We start from the raw sequence: 18,631 nt of genomic DNA on the forward strand, positions 1-18,631 counted from the left end.
AAAATGAAGTGTATGACAGGTTAGCACTTTTTTTTACGTGGTTGCAATCCCGCTATTTTTACATAGCATCGCAAATCAGTCCACTTTAGTGCCGCGAAATTACATTATATATTTAAATAGTCAAAAAATATCGATTATTTTGTAGGCTAATTAACCGGGAAAGGCCTTGTCAAAATCAAATATCTTATTTATCATCAATCCAATATCCGGCGGAAAGGACAAGCTCAGGATCCCCGGGTTGATTGACGCAAATTTAGACCGGCAGAAATTTAATCCAAATTTTGCTTTTACTGAATATATTGGTCATGCTTCTGAAATAGCAGAGGAGGCCGCAAATAAAAATTTTGACATCATTGTAGCTGTTGGGGGCGATGGAACGATAAACGAAGTGGGTACTAAAGTGGTACAGCAAAACAAAATACTTGGTGTTTTGCCTTTCGGATCGGGGAATGGCCTGGCGAGGTTTCTGAGGATCCCCATGAACACAATAAAAGCTATTAAAACGATCAACAATTGCCGGGTTAAGCAGATTGATACGGCAACATTTAATGACAAACATTTTTTTAACATGGCGGGAATGGGCTTTGACGCCCATATCAGTTCCGTATTTGCGGGGAATAAAGGCCGTGGCCTGAGCGGCTATTTAAAGCTGGGGCTTCGTGAAGTGCTGAGCTATAAGCCGCAAACCTATCGGATTACAATTGACGGAAAGGAGTATGTAAGGACTGCATTTGTGATCAGTGTTGCCAATTCATCGCAGTATGGCAACAATGCCCACATTGCGCCAACCGCTTCCGTTACGGATGGCTTGCTGGATGTTTGTATTGTTAAGGAGTTTCCGATGTATAAACTGCCCGTGCTGGCTTATGAAATGTTGAACTCAAAAACAGACAATTCAAACCTGGTGGAGATCATAAAAGGAAAAAATATACACATCAGCAGACCAAAGGACGATGCGATACATATAGATGGGGAACCTTTTTTTATGGGCCGGGAAATCGCTGTGTCGGTTAAACCTTTGTCGCTGAACATCATTACACCTGATTATGAAGGCTAAAAAGAAAACACTGAATGATTTTGGGGGGATTATGTATTCTACCGATCCTTCTTTTATTTATGAAGAGGAGAATGCGGCCCCTGCTGAAGAACTTGCCAATAACCAGCAGGACCTGAGGGTAATGCTGGACCGCAAGAACCGTGGAGGGAAAGCTGTAACATTGGTTGCCGGCTTTATCGGGACTGATGCTGCGCTGGATAAACTTGGCAAAATGCTGAAGAGTAAATGCGGGGTAGGTGGATCCACCAAGGACGGAGAGATTTTAATACAGGGTGACTTCAGGGACAAAGTATTACTGCTGCTCCAGAAAGAGGGCTATAAAGTGAAAAAATCTGGCGGTTAAAACCCGGATATGAAATCGTTTTAAATTATTGATAATAAGCGATTTAAATGTTAGTGTATCGGCGACAATAAGTAAATTTTTCGGGCAAAATCATATTTTTTCCCTTTTAATCTGTATAACTTTGCCGGACTAACTTATTTATTTATGAGCAAAGCTTTTATGCTTAAGCCTGATTTGAGTTATCTGAATTTAAATTCGGATAGGGCATTGTATCAGCTTAATGTAGCAGAATTGGTTGAAGAGGCCTTGAAAAACGGAGAAGGCACACTTGCCGATACCGGGGCGCTGGCAATTGATACGGGAAGATTTACCGGTCGTTCGCCTAAAGACAGGTTTATTGTTTGTGACGCTATTACTGAAAATACAGTTTGGTGGGGAGACATTAACATCAAGTTTGACCCGGCAAGATTCGACTCACTTTTTGAGAAGATCACCACTTACATGAACAAAAATGATTTTTATGTAAGGGATGCTTATGCCTGTGCAGATGAGCAGTATAAAACCACCATCAGGGTAGTAACCGAAACGGCCTATCAGAATCTTTTTGCAAATAACCTGTTTTTGCGGCCTGCATCAGCAGAGGAGTTGTCTTTAAGGCCGGAGTGGACGATCATTGCGGCGCCGTCGTTCCTGGCAGACCCGCAAGTGGATGGCACCCGGCAGTCGAATTTCTCGATCCTGAATTTTACCAGGAAAATGATCATCATTGGCGGCTCAGGTTATACAGGTGAGATCAAAAAAGGAATATTCTCTGTACTTAATTTTGTTTTACCCGAGCAAAGGGACACTTTATCTATGCACTGTTCTGCTAATGTAGGCAAAGACGGGGATACTGCGATTTTCTTTGGATTGTCGGGCACCGGGAAAACCACGCTTTCTGCTGATCCTGAACGTGGCCTGATTGGCGACGATGAACATGGCTGGAGCGAAAACAGTGTTTTTAACTTTGAGGGCGGCTGCTATGCAAAATGTGTAGATCTTACTGCTGAAAAAGAGCCTCAGATTTTTAATGCCATTAAATTTGGATCATTACTGGAAAATATCAACTATTTTCCGGGGACACATACTGTTGATTTTTCGAATATCGATAAAACAGAGAATACAAGGGTGGCTTATCCGATTCATTATATCGACAATGCCATTATTCCGTCGATTGCCGGAATGCCAAAAAATATTTTCTTTTTAACTGCCGATGCTTTTGGCGTATTACCCCCTATCTCCAGACTGAGCGCAGGGCAGGCAATGTTCCATTTTGTTTCGGGTTATACGGCAAAGGTTGCCGGAACTGAGGCGGGCGTTACAGAACCTCAGCTTACTTTCTCTGCCTGCTTTGGAAAGGCATTTTTGCCTTTGCATCCTACACGTTATGCCAGTTTGCTGGGAGAGAAAATGCGTAAACACCAGGTTAATGTATGGCTGGTCAATACTGGCTGGAGTGGTGGTGCGTATGGTGTAGGAAACCGTATGAAGCTGGCCTATACCCGCGCTATGATTACTGCCGCACTGCACGGTGAGTTCGAAAATATAGCTTTCGAAGCTGATCCTGTATTTGGACTGCAGATGCCGTTGAGTTGTCCTGGTGTTCCTGCCGAAATATTAAACCCAAGGAATACCTGGACTGATGCGAGGGAATACGACCAGAAAGCCAACGAACTTGCGGTAGCATTTATAAATAACTTTAAACAGTTTGAAGCTGATGCGAGCGAAGAAATGCTGGCATCCCTGCCTAAAGTTGTTGAAAACACACATTAATAGCATTTTTTTTACGAAAAATTTGCATTTCATTTTTTTTTTAGTTTTAATTGCGAAAGATTGTCTCCCCACCGAGGCAATCTTTTTTAATTATAACTAATACGTGAGGGGAAATACTCGGGGAATAGACTAACGATTATTTAATTTGGAATTAAAATCAAAATTATAATTTTGTTGTTACAACAATTGTTTATAATGGTCGTTGTGTGTATTACGGAATATTTAATCTAATTTTAAAAAACAAAGTACTAAAAACTAAAAAACTAAAAAAAAATGGCAAACGCACCAAAACCTACAACAGTAAAGAAAGAGAGCTCGTCAGCTTCAAATTTATTCGCAACGTTAACAATTCCTATTTGTATCATTATCGGAATCTGTGTTTACAAATTCATTTTCGGTGACAGAGGTAACTTTATAGATGGCGCTGATCCTGATTTGCACGAAACCTTACCGAAAGTAGGTAACTATATGGGTATGGCTTACAAAGGCGGATTTATCGTGCCTGTACTTTTGGGTATGTTCCTGATGGTAATCGTGTTCTCTATTGAGCGTATGATCGTGATCAGCAAAGCTACAGGCAAAAGCGGATTGGATTCTTTCGTTAAAAAAATCCAGTCACTGTTAAATTCAAACAACATTGAAGCTGCTATGGCTGAGTGTGACAAACAACAAGGTTCTGTTGCAAACGTTATCAAATCCGGTTTGAAAAAATACCGCGAGATGGAAGTTGAGCCGAATATGGATACAGATCAGAAATGTTTAGCTATCCAGAAAGACATTGAAGAGGCAACTACTTTAGAGATGCCGATGTTAGAGCAAAACTTAACCGTAATTGCTACTTTGGTTTCAGTAGGTACATTGACAGGTCTGTTGGGTACAGTAACAGGTATGATCAAGGCCTTCGGTGGTTTGGCCAACTCAGGTGCTCCGGATCAGGCTGCTTTGGCAACTGGTATTTCTGAGGCCCTGATTAACACAGCTACTGGTATCGGTACTTCAACATTCGCAATTATCATGTACAACATCCTTACTTCTAAAATTGATAAGTTAACTTATGCAATTGATGAAGCAGGTTTCAGCATCATCCAGACTTACGCTAGTACGCATAAATAAAAAATAATGAATTTTTTTTACCGGCTTTATGGAAAACCGGAAGAATAAACATCATTAGTAAAAACATTAATAATTTTTAAAATTATGCCAAGAGCAAAGGTTCAGAGAAAGAGTACTTCGATTGATATGACCGCCATGTGCGACGTGTCTTTCTTATTGCTGACTTTCTTTATATTAACAGCGACAGCACGTCAGCCTGACCCTCTGGATGTAACTATTCCTTCGTCAACTTATAAACTTAAAGTTCCTGATACGGATATGGGTATATTATCCATTGGAAAAGGCAAGGTGTTTTATGAGATTGTAGGACAGGACATCAGGAAGGCTACCCTGCCTAAAATGGGTGAGAAATACGGCATCCAGTTTACAGACGAAGAAGTTAAACGCTTTGGGGTAGTTGGATCTTTCGGGGTTCCGATCCAGAATTTAAAACAATTTCTTGCGATGAGCAGTGATGAACGGAAGAAGTTTCAGGAAACAGCAGCGGGGATACCTGCTGATTCAACCAACAATCAACTTGCTGAATGGTTGATGCAATCCCGTCACTCAGTTGCTGAATTACATTCTACACCAATGCGTGTGAGTATTAAGGGTGATGCGAATGAAGAATATCCTACTGTTAAAAAGATAGTTGACATTCTTCAGAAGCAGAAAATTAACAAATTTAGTTTAATTACGTCTGCCGAAGGCGGAGCGCAATAATTATATAACATGGCAGAATTAGATACCTCCAGCGGGGGTGGCAAAAAAGGCGGGAAAGTAAGAACCAAGAAAGCGAATACCAAGGTAGATTTAACTGCCATGGTGGATCTGGCCTTCTTGCTGATCACCTTCTTTATGTTAACCACCTCCCTATCGAAACCGATAGCAATGGATATTGCAAAACCTGATAAGGACGATAACTCCCAGGAGCGGAATGAACTGCGTGCATCTGAGACGATGACAATTTTGTTGGGTAAAAACAATAAGGTTGCATGGTATATGGGCGAGGCAGGAAAATCAACGCCTAATATTGAGAGTTTTTCTGACATCAGGAAAACAATACTTGACAATAAAAAGAAGGTAGCAGATGCTACCGGTGGCAGGCAGATCATTATGGTGATCAAACCTACTTCCGGGGCAACTTATAAGAACTTTGTTGATATTATGGACGAGTTGGCGATCACAAAGATCACCACTGCGCCTGCAATTGATGACGAGAACATTACTGATGCTGAAAAAGATTTCATGAAACAAGGTGGAATTTTATAATAAAATAATTGACAATATTAAATAGTAGGCTATGTTTGGTTCTAAGATAGATTTATTAAAAACAGAATGGCTTGACGTAGTATTTGCGAATAAGAACAAGAAATACGGGGCTTATGAGCTGCGCAAAGAAAGTTCCTCAATTACTACAAGAGCATTATTGATATCGGCAACTGCGTTTGTGCTGTTATTCATCTCGCCTAAGATCTTTAGCTTGATCAAAGGCAAGCTGCCTGAAGATGAGGTAGTGAAACAGGTTGAGGTAGTGGTTGCACCACCTCCACCGGTAAACCCGGAGACACCTCCGCCGCCACCGGTTGAGCCTCCGCCACCAAAACAAGACCAGGTAAAATTCCCGCCTCCGATTGTAAAACCGGATAATGAGGTGGTAGATAAAGAGCCTGTTCAGATTGAAGATTTGAAAAAAGCCGATCCAGGTCAGAAAACCGTCGCCGGCGATCCTGATGCTGATATTGTTATTGCCGGACCTGTAGGAGACGGACCTAAGCAGGCAGCAGTTGTAGAGGATACCAAAGTTTATGACTTTGTGAGTATCGAAACCCAACCAAGCTTCCCGGGTGGTATGGAGAAATTCTATGCCTATCTGAAGAAAACGGTAAGGTATCCTGCAATGGCTCAGGAGAACAATATTCAGGGTAAAGTGTTCATGTCGTTCGTTGTGGAGAAGAATGGTTCATTGACAGATATTAAAGTGGAAAGAAAACTTGGTGGTGGTACCGATGAGGAAGCCATCAGGGTATTGAGGGAAAGTCCGCGTTGGACTCCAGGTATCCAGAACGGTAAGCCTGTACGTGTAAAATACAACATTCCAATCAGCTTTACATTATCGAATTAAGAATGTTTAATCTTGAAACATTTAAACAGAAATCGCCTCAACAGCGATTTCTGTTCATTTTAGGCCTGGTCATGTTTCTTTTTTACATGGTACTGGGAAGTTTGCTGATTTTTGGGACCAGACTGCTAAGTGAATTTCAGCCCAAATACAGGATCATGCTGGGATGCCTGCTAATCGTGTATGGGATTATACGGTTTGTCCGTTTAATGAACCAGAAAGCTGAAGAATAGGGATTGCGCTTTTGCTCAAATAAATTAAAATATCATTTCAATGAAAAACCTTGGGTTTATCCTTTTACTGACCGTATTTGTTGCCTGCAAGCAGAAACCAAAGCCGGTAGATGCTGTAGAACAGACACGTACATCCGGTAACGTAGAGATTCTGGTAGATGAGTCTTTTTCTAATGTACTTGCGGATCAGATTGAGGTATTTAAGGCGGATTATACAAATGCGGAGTTTAAGATTAAAGAGGGGAATGAACAGCAGATCATCCCTACTTTTTTAAACGACAGCATCCGGGTAATTGTTTTGTCTAGAATGCTGACAAAAGATGAGGATAATAGCTACAGAAAGCGGAGTATTGTACCAAAAACATCAAGATTTGCAATTGATGGGATCGCTTTAATTACAAATAAAGAAAACCCGGATTCAAATATTACCGTAAATGAGGTTGTAGATATTTTAAAGGGTACTTCGGGCAGTGGTAAACAATTGGTGTTTGATAATGCTTATTCGAGTACTTTAAGATATTTTAAAGACCTTGCAGGTATAAATACCCTTCCCGCAAAAGGCGTTTATACTTTAAAGACAAATAATGATGTAATTAAGTATATTGCAAAAAATAAAGGGATGATCGGTGTGCTTGGTGTAAACTGGCTGATGGCCAACGACGACAGCATGTCCGTTGATCTGGCTAAAGTAAAGCCGATGGGGATTAAGAATTTGAAAGGAAAAAAGGGGGATGATGCTTTTTATAAGCCTATTCAGGCGAATTTAATCAGCGGCATTTATCCGTTTTTAAGAAATGTATATTTCATTGATGCGCAGGGCAGAGATGGTTTAGGCACAGGTTTTGCAAACTGGTTAGTAAGCCAGAGGGGACAATTGATTGTACTTAAATCCGGACTAGGTCCGCATAAACTGACTTCAAGAGATTTTAATTTTAAGAATACGAACTAAATTTTATATTTGAACCATGAAGCACGTAAACGGTGCTTTATATGAACTAAAATCAATAAACGAACCATGAAAATGACAAAGAAAGCAATAACCTTAGGTTTAGGGTTGGTAGTGATGGGTTCTGCCTCTTTTGCTCAGAGCTTAAACGACGCGAAGAAGGCGATAGATGCCGAACAATATCAGAAAGCGGCTTCGATGCTGAAAACATTGGTAAATTCGCAAGCCAGTAAAGGCGAGAATTACTATAGTTTAGGTGAGGTTTACCTTAAAATGGATTACGTAGATTCGGCACGTGCGGTGTTTACCAAAGGAGTAACTGCAGATCCAAAAAATTCACTGAATTATATCGGTTTAGGAGAAGCAGATTTGCTGTCAAATAATGCTGCTTCGGCAAAAACAAATTTTGCGAAGGCCGTAGAGGTATCCTCTAAAAAAGATTATATCCCGCAATTGTATATCGGAAAAGCTTATATCTCTACAGATAAGCCTGATTTTGAGGCGGCATTGCCTTATTTACAAAAAGCAGAAGAGCTGGATGCCAATGATAAAGAAGCGGAAACTTTTGTTGCATTGGGTGACTATTATGCCTTGCAAAAGAAAAATTCTGAAGCATTACAGAATTACATGAGAGCAATGAACATCAACGAAAATCTGTTGAGGGCACCTGTTCAGATTGGTCGTATGTACAAAGAATCGAGGGCTTTTCCTGAATCGGAGGAGCGCTTGAAAGAGGCGATTGCCAAAGATGCCAACTATGGTCCTGCTTACAGGGAACTCGCTGAGCTTTATAGACAATGGGCGGATTTCGATCCTGCAAACTCTGCAAAAAAATATGCAGAGGCAATTCAATATTATGAAAAATATCTTGAGTTAACAGATAAGTCGTACGAATCCAGAATCAGGTACGCACAGATCTTGTTTTATGCTAAAGATTATCAAAAACTAGCACAAGAAACTGCTGCTTTAGTTTCTATGAATCCGAACGATTCGAAAAATTTGGTAGTTCTAAGGTTGAGAGGTTATTCAGCCTATGAGAACAAGAATTACCCTGAGGCTTTACAGTTTATGAATGATTTCTTTGCAAAGGTAAAGGACCAAAACCGTATAGTGCCTTCAGACTATCTGTATCTGGGTAAGGCGCAGCTGCAAAATAAGCAAGATAGCTTGGCTTCGATTACACTAACCAAAGCGGTGCAATTGGATTCAACTTACGCTGACGCACTTGCGGAAGTAGCAAAGTCCTACTTCGACCAAAAGAACTATGGAAAAGCGGCGCAGATTTATGAGCAGGCAACTAAGGCTGCTCCTAATGCAAAAGGTGTATTGTACAGCTTTTTCTATCAGGGCCTCGCTTACTATTTTGATTATGCAAATAAAATGAATGCGCCGACAAAGCCATCTAAGGATATTTTGGTGAAAGCAGATTCAGCTATAGCGAAAGTTGCGCAGTTGGCTCCAGAAACTGCGGATGCTTATTTATACAGAGGACGGATTAATAACTTAATGGATGATGAGGCAAATCCTAAAGGGTTAATGGTGCCACATTATGAAGCATTTATTAAAAAGGTTACTGTAGATAAGCCAGAGCTTGCTGCCTCAAGCGCAAGAAAGCTTTCAGAGGCATATGATAATCTCGCTGGTTTCTATGCCACTTCGGATAAAGCTAAGGCAGTTGATTATCTGAACAAGAGTATAGCCGCCAACCCTGCTGGTACTTTTGCTCCTGCGAAATTGAAGGAGTTGACTTCTCCAGCTCCTAAAGCACCGGTTAAGAAAAAGTAGCTGTCTAATTAACTTTTTAATACTTTATTAGGGCATCATTGCAAATAGCAATGATGCCTTTTTTTATCTTCCTGTCCGTTGTTATATGGCTCCGTTAATTATTTCATTTTGATATATTTAACGAAGAGGCTTTTAGAGAAAATATCAATCTTTCATGATCATGACTACTCAAGAATACTTTGTATAATTGTTTTGTTATTTAATCATTTTTTTATAGCTTTAAATAACCAGACTTTATTCGATGCTCTTATCCTCTCCATTTCATAAAAGAAACACTGTTTCAGTTCTAACAACTCTTCTTAATGAGGGTTCGAATGTTCGAACCTTGGAAGCCACTAGTTCCTACTATAAAGAAAATAGCGGGCTGATCCTAATCACTGGAGACGATTTACTTCAGAATTCTGTGTTGATTATCGCTGCTTTAGCTAGTTTGCTACTTGCCTGTTTTCAATATTATATTACTGAGTGTTTGACAATTTTAAGTCTATTTACTTTGCCATGCTTGCTCTCAATTGATGCCAAGCATGTTAGCTGATATTGGGTGTCTTTTGAGTTAAAGATCTTGTATACAAAATGAATTGTTGAGTTGCAACGATACAGTTCAAATAACCAACATGAAGTTGTAAAATACATGTCGCTAAAAGTAGCTAAGCGTGATTGGGCTACGAAGTCTAATATCTATAATCCTAAGTAAAAGTATGAAAAAATCAAATTTAAATGCTTCTCCTCAGATTGGTGTGGTGTTAACAAGAAGTCAGTTGAAGAAAGTAATTGGAGGTAATTTAACAGTAGGTGGAGACTGTCATTCAGGGACATGTCAATCTAATGCTGATTGTCCTCCACAGTCATGCAGTGAATGCGTGCCGATGTTTCCGGGCGGCAGTTTTAAATTCTGCACTTTTCCGGTGTAGGCGATGCTTGTAAAAAATGAGCATGAATTCTGCATAAGTTTGTGACTTCAGCTTTTTTTGGTCATCAAACTTCATTTTAGCCTGGAATAAATCTATTACAGATTGATTAACATAAAGGTTAGGCATTTTTTAGCTTATCCTTTATGTTAAGATGAACTTCTGGGGTGGCTTAAGTATTAATCATTAAGGCACTCTCAAAATTTATAAGCCGGCTAACACACAATATTTTTAATTATAATCTATTATACATGGCAACAGGTTTGCCAAAGCTTGTATATCCTGCCTTTTTGTTTTATTTTTGTCTCAAATTATTATCAAATGGAAACGCAAAGTGTACCTGTAGATTTTTTACCCATTATATTTCAAGTTGTTGTTGCTTTAGGTTTTGTGGTTACCACCCTGATTGCTACACATCTTTTAGGCCCCAAACGGAAAACCAAGGACAAGCTGGAAACTTTTGAAGCGGGGATAAAAACGATTGGTAATGCGCGTCAGCCTTTCTCTATCAAGTATTTCCTTGTGGCCATCCTTTTCGTATTGTTTGATGTGGAGGTGATCTTTATGTACCCATGGGCGGTGAATTTCCGTGAGTTGGGCATGACCGGAATGATAGAAATGTTTGTGTTTATGGGCACCCTTTTACTGGGTTTTATATACGTTTTGAAAAAGAAGGCGCTGGACTGGAATTAGTCTATTTAGATCGTTTCTAAATGCTGATGATGTAGGTCTTTTGCTTCAAAAAATTGTAAATTTGTGGTTCATTCTTTAAAGGAATGAACCTTTTTCGTTTTTTATCATGAGTGACATCAATATAGTAGACGCGCCGCCAGGCATAGAAGGATCCGGTTTTTTTGCAACCTCCCTTGACAAAGTTATTGGTTTGGCTCGCTCGCATTCCTTATGGCCTCTGCCATTTGCCACGTCTTGTTGCGGTATTGAATTTATGGCAACAATGGGTTCTCATTATGATTTTGGTCGCTTTGGATCTGAACGCTTAAGTTTCTCGCCTCGTCAGGCCGATTTGCTTATGGTGATGGGGACCATTGCGAAAAAGATGGCGCCTGTTTTAAAACAGGTTTACCTGCAGATGGCCGAGCCGCGTTGGGTAATGGCTGTTGGTGCCTGTGCATCAAGCGGGGGGATATTTGACACTTACTCTGTATTACAGGGTATAGATGAAATTATCCCTGTTGATGTGTATGTGCCAGGTTGTCCTCCAAGACCCGAAGCCATTCTGGATGGCTTTGGTAAAATCCAGGAGCTGGTTAAAAATGAATCGTCAAGAAGAAGAAATTCTGAGCAGTACAAGGAAATGTTGGCTTCATACGGAATATTATAATGACAGAAGTAACTAATCAGACAGTAATCGAGTCGCTAAGCACAAAATTTGGAGACAAGGTGACCAATGTGAATGAACCTTATGGTTTGCTTACTTTTGAAACCACTAAAGACGTAATCATTGAGGTGTTAAGATTTCTGAAGGAAAATGAAACTACGCGTTTTGGTTTCCTTACAGACATTACAGCAGTACATTATCCTGAAAAAAAACATGGCATTGCGGTGGTTTATCACCTGCACAATATGATGAACAGGATCAGGGTAAGGGTGAAAGTTTTTATAGACGAGCAGCATCCTACAGTCCCTACAGCTACAGTGCTGTGGAATGGCGCGAACTGGATGGAACGCGAAACGTATGACCTGTTCGGTGTAAAATTTGAAGGACATCCTGATTTGAGAAGGATCCTGAATATGGACGATCTTGGTGTTCATCCGATGCTGAAGCAATATCCTTTGGAAGATCCGAACAGAGTAGATAAAAAAGACGAATACTTTGGTAGATAAGTAATTATGAATCACAATCAGCCAATATATACAGATAACGATCCGCAGAGTGAATTGGTTACCCTTAACCTGGGCCCAACACACCCTGCAACGCATGGTGTTTTTCAGAATGTGATCCAGCTTGACGGAGAGCGCATCGTAAGTGGTGTTTCTACCATAGGGTATATTCACCGTGCATTTGAAAAGATAGCAGAGCACCGCCCTTTTTACCAGATTACCCCGCTTACTGACAGGTTAAACTACTGTTCATCACCCATCAATAACATGGGCTGGCACATGACAGTAGAGAAACTGCTGAACATACAGATGCCAAAGCGTGTAGATTACCTGAGGGTGATCATTATGGAGTTGGCGCGCATTTCTGATCATATCATTTGCAACACGATTATTGCCCAGGATACCGGTGCAACCACTACTTTCCTGTACTTGTTCCAGTTCAGGGAGCATATTTATGAAATTTACGAAGAGATCTGCGGAGCAAGGCTTACCACCAATATTGGCCGGATAGGCGGTTTTGAACGTGATTTTAACGACATCGCTTTTGCAAAGATCAATAAATTTTTAAAGGAGTTCCCTGCAGCTTTGCGGGAATTTGAGAACCTGCTGAACAGAAACAGGATCTTTATTGACCGTACTTCAGGGGTGGCCTGTGTAACTCCGGAGCAGGCTTTGGATTACAGTTGGTCTGGTCCTTTACTGCGTGCTACCGGCGTAGATTATGATGTACGCGTCAGTGAGCCCTACGCTTCTTATGAGGATTTTGATTTTGAAATTCCTGTAGGTACAGCGGGTGATATTTACGACCGTTATCGGGTACGTAATGAAGAAATGTGGCAAAGTGTGCGCCTGATCGAGCAGGCAATGGAGAAACTGAAAAAAGAGCCTGCAGGAATTTTTCATGCAGATGTTCCTGAGTTTTACCTGCCTGCCAAAGAGGAAGTGTACAACAATATGGAGGCCCTGATCTATCACTTTAAAATTGTGATGGGTGAGATTGATGCACCAAAAGCCGAAGTTTATCACGCTGTTGAAGGTGGTAATGGTGAACTTGGTTTTTACCTGATCAATGACGGAGGGAGAACGCCTTATCGTTTGCATTTCAGGAGGCCTAGTTTTATAAATTATCAAATGTTTGCACCCATGAGTAAAGGCATGCTGTTATCGGATGCCATTATCAACATGAGTAGCATGAATATTATTGCAGGAGAATTAGATGCTTAAAGTAGAAGAACAACAACCTGTAGAATTTTCATCAGCTTTGACAGCAAAGTTTGATGAGATTGTAAAAAGATACCCGGAGGGACGACAAAAATCGGCCCTGCTGCCTATCTTGCATGAAGTGCAGGCCGAACTGGGCTGGTTGAGTACTGATGCGATGAATAAAGTTGCAGCGTACCTCGACATTCAGGATATTGAAGTATATGAAGTGGCTTCATTTTATACCATGTACTTTTTAAAACCTCAGGGCAAGTATATGCTTGAGGTTTGCAGAACCGGACCTTGCTGTTTGGTTGGTGCTGAAAAACTGATGAGCCATATCGAAAACAGGCTTGGCGTGAAAGAGAATGAGGTGACCCCCGACGGCTTGTTTAGTTGGAGAGGAGTGGAATGTCTGGCTGCCTGTGGTTACGGACCTGTTTTACAGATAGGGCCGGAATATACATTTTATGAGAACCTGGATGAGGATAAGGTAGACAAATTGATAGAAGATTTACGCAGAAAATAATGGGACGTAAACTGTTATTAGAACATATTAATGTACCAGGCATCAATACTTTTGATGTTTATCGCCAGAAAGGCGGGTACCGTGCTGTAGAAAAGGCATTGAAAACCCTTACTCCTGATGAAGTAGTAGAAGAGGTAAAGAAGTCCGGTTTGCGCGGCAGGGGCGGTGCAGGGTTTCCTACGGGAATGAAATGGAGTTTCCTGGCTAAACCTGAAGGTGTACCGCGTTATCTGGTGTGCAATGCCGACGAATCTGAGCCGGGAACGTTTAAAGACCGTTATCTGATGACGCATATTCCGCATGCATTGATAGAAGGGATGATTGTTTCCAGTTTTGCACTGGGTGCGAATACCTCTTATATTTATGTACGTGGTGAAATGATGCCGCAGATCCGTATCCTGGAAAAGGCAATAGCAGAAGCAAAGAACGCCGGTTTCCTGGGAAAAAATATTTTAGGCTCGGGTTACGACCTGGAGCTGTATGTACAGCCTGGAGGCGGTGCCTATATCTGTGGTGAGGAAACAGCCCTGCTGGAATCACTGGAAGGTAAAAGGGGGAATCCGAGGATCAAACCGCCTTTCCCGGCAATTGCAGGACTGTATGGCTGTCCTACTGTTGTAAATAACGTAGAGTCTATTGCCGCTGTTGTGCCTATTGTTAACGATGGGGGCGACGAGTATGCAAAGATCGGTATTGGCCGCAGTACAGGAACGAAATTAATTTCAGCTTCCGGTAACCTGGTTAGACCAGGCGTATATGAGATAGAATTGGGGCTGCCGGTTGAAGAATTTATCTATTCTGAGGAATGGTGCGGAGGTATCGCCAATGGCAAACGCCTGAAAGCTACTGTTGCCGGAGGATCATCGGTGCCTATATTGCCTGCCAATTTAACCTTAAAACTGGCTAATGGCGAGCCAAGATTGATGAGCTATGAATCATTGTCGGAAGGTGGTTTTGCTACCGGAAGTATGATGGGATCGGGTGGTTTTATCGCTTTTGATGAAGACCAGTGCATCGTTAGAAATACCTGGAACTTTTCGCGTTTTTACCACCATGAGAGTTGCGGACAATGCTCGCCATGTCGTGAAGGAACCGGCTGGATGGAGAAAGTGCTGCACAGAATAGAATACGGTCATGGCAAAATGAGCGATATTGATTTGCTGGTTGACGTGTCTAAAAAGATAGAAGGAAATACAATTTGTCCGCTTGGTGATGCTGCTGCCTGGCCTGTGGCCAGTGCGATCAGGCATTTCAGGGATGAATTTGAATGGCATGTAAATGAGCCGGTGAAGAGCTTAACTACAAATTACGGACTGGCAAATTATGCTGAGCCGATTGCAAAAGCCGTTACTACAGAGAATTAACATCAGACAATCTTTAACAATGAGTGATAAAGTTAAGGTAACCATAGACGGAATAACAGTAGAAGTAGCGCCCGGTACCTCTATCCTGAATGCTGCAAGACAGATTGGGGGAGATATTGTACCACCTGCAATGTGCTATTATTCTAAATTAGAAGGCAGTGGCGGAAAATGCCGTACCTGTATTGTTAAGGTGAGCAAGGGATCCGAAAAAGATCCGCGTCCGATGCCCAAACTGGTTGCATCCTGTCGTACAACAGTGATGGATGGGATGGAAGTGATGAACATTACTTCACCGGAAGTGCTTGAGGCACGTAGTGGTGTAGTTGAAATGTTGTTGATTAACCACCCGCTGGATTGCCCGGTGTGTGACCAGGCCGGAGAGTGCGACCTGCAGAACCTGGGCTATGAACATGGTTTACAGAAAACAAGATACGAGTTTGAACGCCGTACTTTTGAGCGTATAGATATAGGCGATAAGATACAACTGCACATGAACAGGTGCATTTTGTGCTATCGTTGTGTATTTACTGCCGATCAGATCACCAATAAAAGGGTTCATGGAATCCTGAACAGAGGTGACCACTCAGAGATCTCTACTTATATCCAGACTGCTGTAGACAATGATTTTTCGGGTAACGTTATTGATGTATGCCCGGTTGGCGCCTTAACTGATAAAACTTTCCGGTTTAAGAACAGGGTGTGGTTTACCAAACCTATTGATGCACATAGGGATTGCCCTACCTGCAGTGGTAAAGTAACCCTGTGGTATAAAGGAGAAGATGTGTTAAGGGTAACAGCACGTAAGGATATTTATGGTGAGGTGGAAGAATTCATCTGCAATACCTGCAGATTTGACAAGAAGAAAACGGCCGACTGGGTAATAGAGCACCCTACCCATATCAGCGATACTTCTGTGATTGCTTCCAATCATTATGAGACTTTAAAACCGCTTCCGGTAATACAATCCAATCCTAAACTCCAGGCCGCAAACAAGGTAGAACTAGAAAAAACCACTAAATTCTAATGGATATAGCTTTTGTAATAGAAAAATTTGTACTTGTGGCTATCATTTTTGGTATCAGTTTACTGATTGCCATGTATTCTACTTATGCAGAAAGAAAAGTGGCAGCCTTTTTACAGGACAGGCTTGGGCCTGACAGGGCGGGGCCAGCCGGGATGTTCCAGCCCCTGGCGGATGGCTTGAAAATGTTTATGAAGGAAGAGATCATTCCTTCAAATGCGAGTAAATGGCTGTTTATGGTAGGGCCCGGACTGGCCATGCTTACTGCATGTATCGGTACTGCGGTGATTCCATGGGGAAGCCCGATTACGATTGGCGATAAAGTAATTCCTTTGCAGGTAACAGATATCAATGTGGGCTTATTGTACATTTTTGGTGTAGTCTCTTTGGGTGTTTATGGTGTAATGATTGGGGGATGGGCATCTAACAATAAGTACTCTTTGCTGAGTGCCATACGTGCCGCTTCCCAAAACATCAGCTATGAAATTGCTATGGGCTTGTCTATTATTGCACTGCTCCTGGTAACCAATACATTGAGTTTAAAAGAAATTGTGGAACAGCAGCATGGCTGGCACTGGAACGTACTGTACCAGCCGCTTGGGTTTATCCTGTTTATGGTTTGTTCTTTTGCGGAGACCAACAGGGCGCCTTTCGATTTACCGGAATGCGAAACAGAGCTGATCGGTGGCTATCATACAGAATATTCGTCTATGAAGCTGGGTTTCTACCTCTTTGCTGAATACATCAATATGTTCGTTTCTTCGGCGGTAATGGCCACGCTATATTTTGGTGGTTACAATTATCCGGGCATGGACCAGATGGCCATATGGTTAGGCCCAACCTGGGCACCGCTTTTCGGAACACTCGTTTTCTTCATTAAAATATTTGCATTTATATTTTTCTTCATGTGGGTGCGCTGGACCATTCCGCGTTTCCGCTATGACCAATTGATGCATCTGGGTTGGAAAGCATTGATCCCACTTGCGATAGCGAACATCGTGATCACGGGTATTGTGATTGCAATAATTGAAAAGTTTTAAGGCCCGCATCTGCGGATAAATAATAAGGAGGTTTAATGGAACCATTGACCAGTAAAAAGAAAGTATTAGAGAAAAAGCCACTGACCCTTGCCGAGCGTCTTTATTTGCCGGCGATTGCCAAAGGGATGTCTATTACCATCAGCCACTTTTTTAAGAAAGAGGCCACGATCAGGTATCCGGAAGTGGAAAGGGAATTCTCGACCAATTTCAGGGGGATGCACTCGCTGAAAAGAGATGAAGAAGGACGGGAACGCTGTACCGCCTGTGGTTTATGTGCACTATCCTGTCCGGCGGAAGCAATTACCATGATTGCTGCAGAGCGCAAACCTGAAGAGAAGGATTTATACCGCGAAGAGAAATATGCTTCAGTGTATGAGATCAATATGCTGCGCTGCATTTTTTGTGGTCTATGCGAGGAGGCCTGTCCGAAAGAAGCCATCTACCTGGATGGACCGATTGTTCCGGCCGATTACCTGCGCAAGGATTTCATCTATGGTAAAGATAAGCTGGTTGAACAACCATTAACTAAGAAATAAATAAACTAAACAAGAAAAATTAATGGGTACATCGGTATTCTATTTTGTAGCAACATTAAGCATCATCTTTTCCCTCCTGGTTATTTTTTCAAAGAACCCGGTGCATAGTGTGCTTTACCTGATCGTTACATTTTTTACTTTTACGGTTCACTATATCCTGCTGAATGCACAATTTCTTGCTGTGGTAAACTTTATTGTTTACATGGGGGCTATCATGGTATTGTTCCTGTTTGTGCTGATGCTGCTGAACCTGAATAAGGACAATGAGCCGCTTAAATCGGGCTTGCTTAAAATAGTAGGGGTAATTGCAGGCTGCTGTCTGTTGGTTACGCTGGCCGGCGCATTGAAAGCCACGGCCATTTCTGATCCCGTGGTACTGAAAAATCCAAATCTGGGCCTGGTAAAAAACCTGGGCAAGGAATTGTTTGGACCTTTCATGCTGCCATTTGAACTTTGCTCCATTCTATTGCTTTCGGCAATGGTAGGTGCCATATTGTTAACTAAAAAAGAAAAAGTATAATGGGTAACATTACTCAGGAATTACAGGGTGTTCCGCTTAACCACTACATCTGGCTGAGCGCGATTATTTTCACCATCGGTGTGATTGGTGTACTGACCCGCAGAAATGCAATTGTGATCTTCATGTCTATTGAGCTGATGCTGAACGCAGTGAATTTATTGCTGACGGCTTTTTCGGTACACAGCAATGATCCTTCCGGTCAGGTATTCGTATTCTTTATTATGGCTTTGGCTGCTGCAGAGGTTGCGGTAGGCCTGAGTATCATTGTAATGGTTTATAGAAATACCCAGTCTACCGATATAAATGTATTGAATCGCCTTAAGTGGTAATTATTAAGAAGA

General features: G+C 41.6%; 21 protein-coding genes. All 21 read left to right on the forward strand.

Translation table 11 applies throughout. From position 1 onward, the window contains the following. Nucleotides 1-166: 166 nt before the first annotated feature. The 21 genes from ABIE26_RS23160 (at nt 167) to nuoK (ending at nt 18,619) form a co-directional block, all read left to right on the forward strand. Entirely contained in the window at nt 167-1,057 is an 891-nt protein-coding gene (locus ABIE26_RS23160; RefSeq protein WP_310145883.1) for a diacylglycerol/lipid kinase family protein, read from the forward strand. Beyond that, complete coding sequence (locus ABIE26_RS23165; protein WP_310145881.1) at nt 1,047-1,400, forward strand: translation initiation factor; 354 nt, start codon at nt 1,047-1,049, stop codon at nt 1,398-1,400. The genes ABIE26_RS23160 and ABIE26_RS23165 overlap by 11 nt, the downstream gene beginning before the upstream one ends. A 144-nt stretch (nt 1,401-1,544) precedes the next feature. Then, the gene (gene pckA, locus ABIE26_RS23170; protein ID WP_310145880.1) at nt 1,545-3,152 is read left to right on the forward strand and encodes a phosphoenolpyruvate carboxykinase (ATP); all 1,608 of its coding nucleotides are present in this window, start codon (nt 1,545-1,547) and stop codon (nt 3,150-3,152) included. Nucleotides 3,153-3,425: 273 nt separating this feature from the next. After that, nucleotides 3,426-4,265, forward strand: a complete 840-nt coding sequence (locus ABIE26_RS23175; RefSeq protein WP_310145879.1) for a MotA/TolQ/ExbB proton channel family protein — start codon at nt 3,426-3,428, stop codon at nt 4,263-4,265. A gap of 84 nt (nt 4,266-4,349) precedes the next feature. Then, nucleotides 4,350-4,967, forward strand: a complete 618-nt coding sequence (locus ABIE26_RS23180; RefSeq protein ID WP_310145878.1) for an ExbD/TolR family protein — start codon at nt 4,350-4,352, stop codon at nt 4,965-4,967. A gap of 9 nt (nt 4,968-4,976) precedes the next feature. Beyond that, nucleotides 4,977-5,516: an ExbD/TolR family protein gene (locus tag ABIE26_RS23185; RefSeq protein WP_084238845.1), complete on the forward strand. Its 540-nt coding sequence runs from the start codon at nt 4,977-4,979 to the stop codon at nt 5,514-5,516. A 31-nt stretch (nt 5,517-5,547) separates the two neighbouring features. Continuing rightward, nucleotides 5,548-6,369 carry an energy transducer TonB gene (locus tag ABIE26_RS23190; protein ID WP_310145877.1) on the forward strand — a complete coding sequence of 274 codons (822 nt, stop codon included), beginning with the start codon at nt 5,548-5,550 and terminating at the stop codon, nt 6,367-6,369. Between the two features lie 2 nt (nt 6,370-6,371). Beyond that, a complete protein-coding gene (locus tag ABIE26_RS23195; RefSeq protein ID WP_310145876.1) occupies nt 6,372-6,599 on the forward strand; it encodes a hypothetical protein in 228 nt (75 codons plus the stop codon). A gap of 40 nt (nt 6,600-6,639) precedes the next feature. Further along, nucleotides 6,640-7,548 carry a substrate-binding domain-containing protein gene (locus tag ABIE26_RS23200; protein WP_310145874.1) on the forward strand — a complete coding sequence of 303 codons (909 nt, stop codon included), beginning with the start codon at nt 6,640-6,642 and terminating at the stop codon, nt 7,546-7,548. A gap of 72 nt (nt 7,549-7,620) precedes the next feature. Continuing rightward, nucleotides 7,621-9,330, forward strand: coding sequence for a tetratricopeptide repeat protein (locus ABIE26_RS23205; protein WP_310145872.1), 1,710 nt, complete (start codon nt 7,621-7,623; stop codon nt 9,328-9,330). A gap of 1,229 nt (nt 9,331-10,559) precedes the next feature. Then, nucleotides 10,560-10,931 carry an NADH-quinone oxidoreductase subunit A gene (locus ABIE26_RS23210; protein ID WP_310145871.1) on the forward strand — a complete coding sequence of 124 codons (372 nt, stop codon included), beginning with the start codon at nt 10,560-10,562 and terminating at the stop codon, nt 10,929-10,931. 106 nt (nt 10,932-11,037) lie between these two features. Next, a complete protein-coding gene (locus tag ABIE26_RS23215; RefSeq protein WP_084238856.1) occupies nt 11,038-11,580 on the forward strand; it encodes an NADH-quinone oxidoreductase subunit B in 543 nt (180 codons plus the stop codon). Beyond that, nucleotides 11,580-12,083 (forward strand): NADH-quinone oxidoreductase subunit C, encoded by a 504-nt coding sequence (locus tag ABIE26_RS23220; RefSeq protein WP_310145869.1) that lies wholly within the window; start codon nt 11,580-11,582, stop codon nt 12,081-12,083. Before ABIE26_RS23215 ends, ABIE26_RS23220 begins: the two co-directional genes overlap by 1 nt. Nucleotides 12,084-12,089: 6 nt before the next feature. Further along, nucleotides 12,090-13,304, forward strand: coding sequence for an NADH-quinone oxidoreductase subunit D (locus ABIE26_RS23225; protein ID WP_310145868.1), 1,215 nt, complete (start codon nt 12,090-12,092; stop codon nt 13,302-13,304). Continuing rightward, complete coding sequence (locus ABIE26_RS23230; protein WP_310145867.1) at nt 13,297-13,809, forward strand: NADH-quinone oxidoreductase subunit NuoE family protein; 513 nt, start codon at nt 13,297-13,299, stop codon at nt 13,807-13,809. The genes ABIE26_RS23225 and ABIE26_RS23230 overlap by 8 nt, the downstream gene beginning before the upstream one ends. Then, on the forward strand, nt 13,809-15,173 hold the full coding sequence (gene nuoF / locus ABIE26_RS23235) for an NADH-quinone oxidoreductase subunit NuoF (protein WP_310145865.1): 1,365 nt from the start codon (nt 13,809-13,811) through the stop codon (nt 15,171-15,173). Before ABIE26_RS23230 ends, nuoF begins: the two co-directional genes overlap by 1 nt. A 19-nt stretch (nt 15,174-15,192) precedes the next feature. Then, nucleotides 15,193-16,197 carry a 2Fe-2S iron-sulfur cluster-binding protein gene (locus tag ABIE26_RS23240; RefSeq protein ID WP_310145864.1) on the forward strand — a complete coding sequence of 335 codons (1,005 nt, stop codon included), beginning with the start codon at nt 15,193-15,195 and terminating at the stop codon, nt 16,195-16,197. Further along, nucleotides 16,197-17,234 (forward strand): NADH-quinone oxidoreductase subunit NuoH, encoded by a 1,038-nt coding sequence (gene nuoH, locus ABIE26_RS23245; protein WP_310145862.1) that lies wholly within the window; start codon nt 16,197-16,199, stop codon nt 17,232-17,234. The genes ABIE26_RS23240 and nuoH overlap by 1 nt, the downstream gene beginning before the upstream one ends. Before the next feature lie 35 nt (nt 17,235-17,269). Further along, the gene (locus ABIE26_RS23250) at nt 17,270-17,770 is read left to right on the forward strand and encodes a NuoI/complex I 23 kDa subunit family protein (RefSeq protein ID WP_310145860.1); all 501 of its coding nucleotides are present in this window, start codon (nt 17,270-17,272) and stop codon (nt 17,768-17,770) included. Between the two features lie 22 nt (nt 17,771-17,792). Further along, complete coding sequence (locus ABIE26_RS23255; RefSeq protein ID WP_310145859.1) at nt 17,793-18,290, forward strand: NADH-quinone oxidoreductase subunit J family protein; 498 nt, start codon at nt 17,793-17,795, stop codon at nt 18,288-18,290. Next, nucleotides 18,290-18,619, forward strand: a complete 330-nt coding sequence (gene nuoK / locus ABIE26_RS23260; protein ID WP_310145858.1) for an NADH-quinone oxidoreductase subunit NuoK — start codon at nt 18,290-18,292, stop codon at nt 18,617-18,619. The genes ABIE26_RS23255 and nuoK overlap by 1 nt, the downstream gene beginning before the upstream one ends. Nucleotides 18,620-18,631: the final 12 nt, after the last annotated feature.

Source organism: Pedobacter africanus, from assembly GCF_040548825.1.
GTDB classification, from domain to species: domain Bacteria; phylum Bacteroidota; class Bacteroidia; order Sphingobacteriales; family Sphingobacteriaceae; genus Pedobacter; species Pedobacter africanus_A.

Coding starts and splice junctions, on each gene's coding strand:
- ABIE26_RS23240 (WP_310145864.1), top strand. CDS start 15,193: ATGAGTGATAAAGTTAAGGTAACCATAGACGGAATAACAGTAGAAGTA.
- ABIE26_RS23225 (WP_310145868.1), top strand. CDS start 12,090: ATGAATCACAATCAGCCAATATATACAGATAACGATCCGCAGAGTGAA.
- ABIE26_RS23165 (WP_310145881.1), top strand. CDS start 1,047: ATGAAGGCTAAAAAGAAAACACTGAATGATTTTGGGGGGATTATGTAT.
- nuoH (WP_310145862.1), top strand. CDS start 16,197: ATGGATATAGCTTTTGTAATAGAAAAATTTGTACTTGTGGCTATCATT.
- nuoK (WP_310145858.1), top strand. CDS start 18,290: ATGGGTAACATTACTCAGGAATTACAGGGTGTTCCGCTTAACCACTAC.
- ABIE26_RS23190 (WP_310145877.1), top strand. CDS start 5,548: ATGTTTGGTTCTAAGATAGATTTATTAAAAACAGAATGGCTTGACGTA.
- nuoF (WP_310145865.1), top strand. CDS start 13,809: ATGGGACGTAAACTGTTATTAGAACATATTAATGTACCAGGCATCAAT.
- ABIE26_RS23255 (WP_310145859.1), top strand. CDS start 17,793: ATGGGTACATCGGTATTCTATTTTGTAGCAACATTAAGCATCATCTTT.
- ABIE26_RS23230 (WP_310145867.1), top strand. CDS start 13,297: ATGCTTAAAGTAGAAGAACAACAACCTGTAGAATTTTCATCAGCTTTG.
- ABIE26_RS23205 (WP_310145872.1), top strand. CDS start 7,621: ATGACAAAGAAAGCAATAACCTTAGGTTTAGGGTTGGTAGTGATGGGT.
- ABIE26_RS23215 (WP_084238856.1), top strand. CDS start 11,038: ATGAGTGACATCAATATAGTAGACGCGCCGCCAGGCATAGAAGGATCC.
- ABIE26_RS23180 (WP_310145878.1), top strand. CDS start 4,350: ATGCCAAGAGCAAAGGTTCAGAGAAAGAGTACTTCGATTGATATGACC.
- ABIE26_RS23220 (WP_310145869.1), top strand. CDS start 11,580: ATGACAGAAGTAACTAATCAGACAGTAATCGAGTCGCTAAGCACAAAA.
- ABIE26_RS23185 (WP_084238845.1), top strand. CDS start 4,977: ATGGCAGAATTAGATACCTCCAGCGGGGGTGGCAAAAAAGGCGGGAAA.
- ABIE26_RS23250 (WP_310145860.1), top strand. CDS start 17,270: ATGGAACCATTGACCAGTAAAAAGAAAGTATTAGAGAAAAAGCCACTG.
- ABIE26_RS23175 (WP_310145879.1), top strand. CDS start 3,426: ATGGCAAACGCACCAAAACCTACAACAGTAAAGAAAGAGAGCTCGTCA.
- ABIE26_RS23200 (WP_310145874.1), top strand. CDS start 6,640: ATGAAAAACCTTGGGTTTATCCTTTTACTGACCGTATTTGTTGCCTGC.
- ABIE26_RS23195 (WP_310145876.1), top strand. CDS start 6,372: ATGTTTAATCTTGAAACATTTAAACAGAAATCGCCTCAACAGCGATTT.
- pckA (WP_310145880.1), top strand. CDS start 1,545: ATGAGCAAAGCTTTTATGCTTAAGCCTGATTTGAGTTATCTGAATTTA.
- ABIE26_RS23210 (WP_310145871.1), top strand. CDS start 10,560: ATGGAAACGCAAAGTGTACCTGTAGATTTTTTACCCATTATATTTCAA.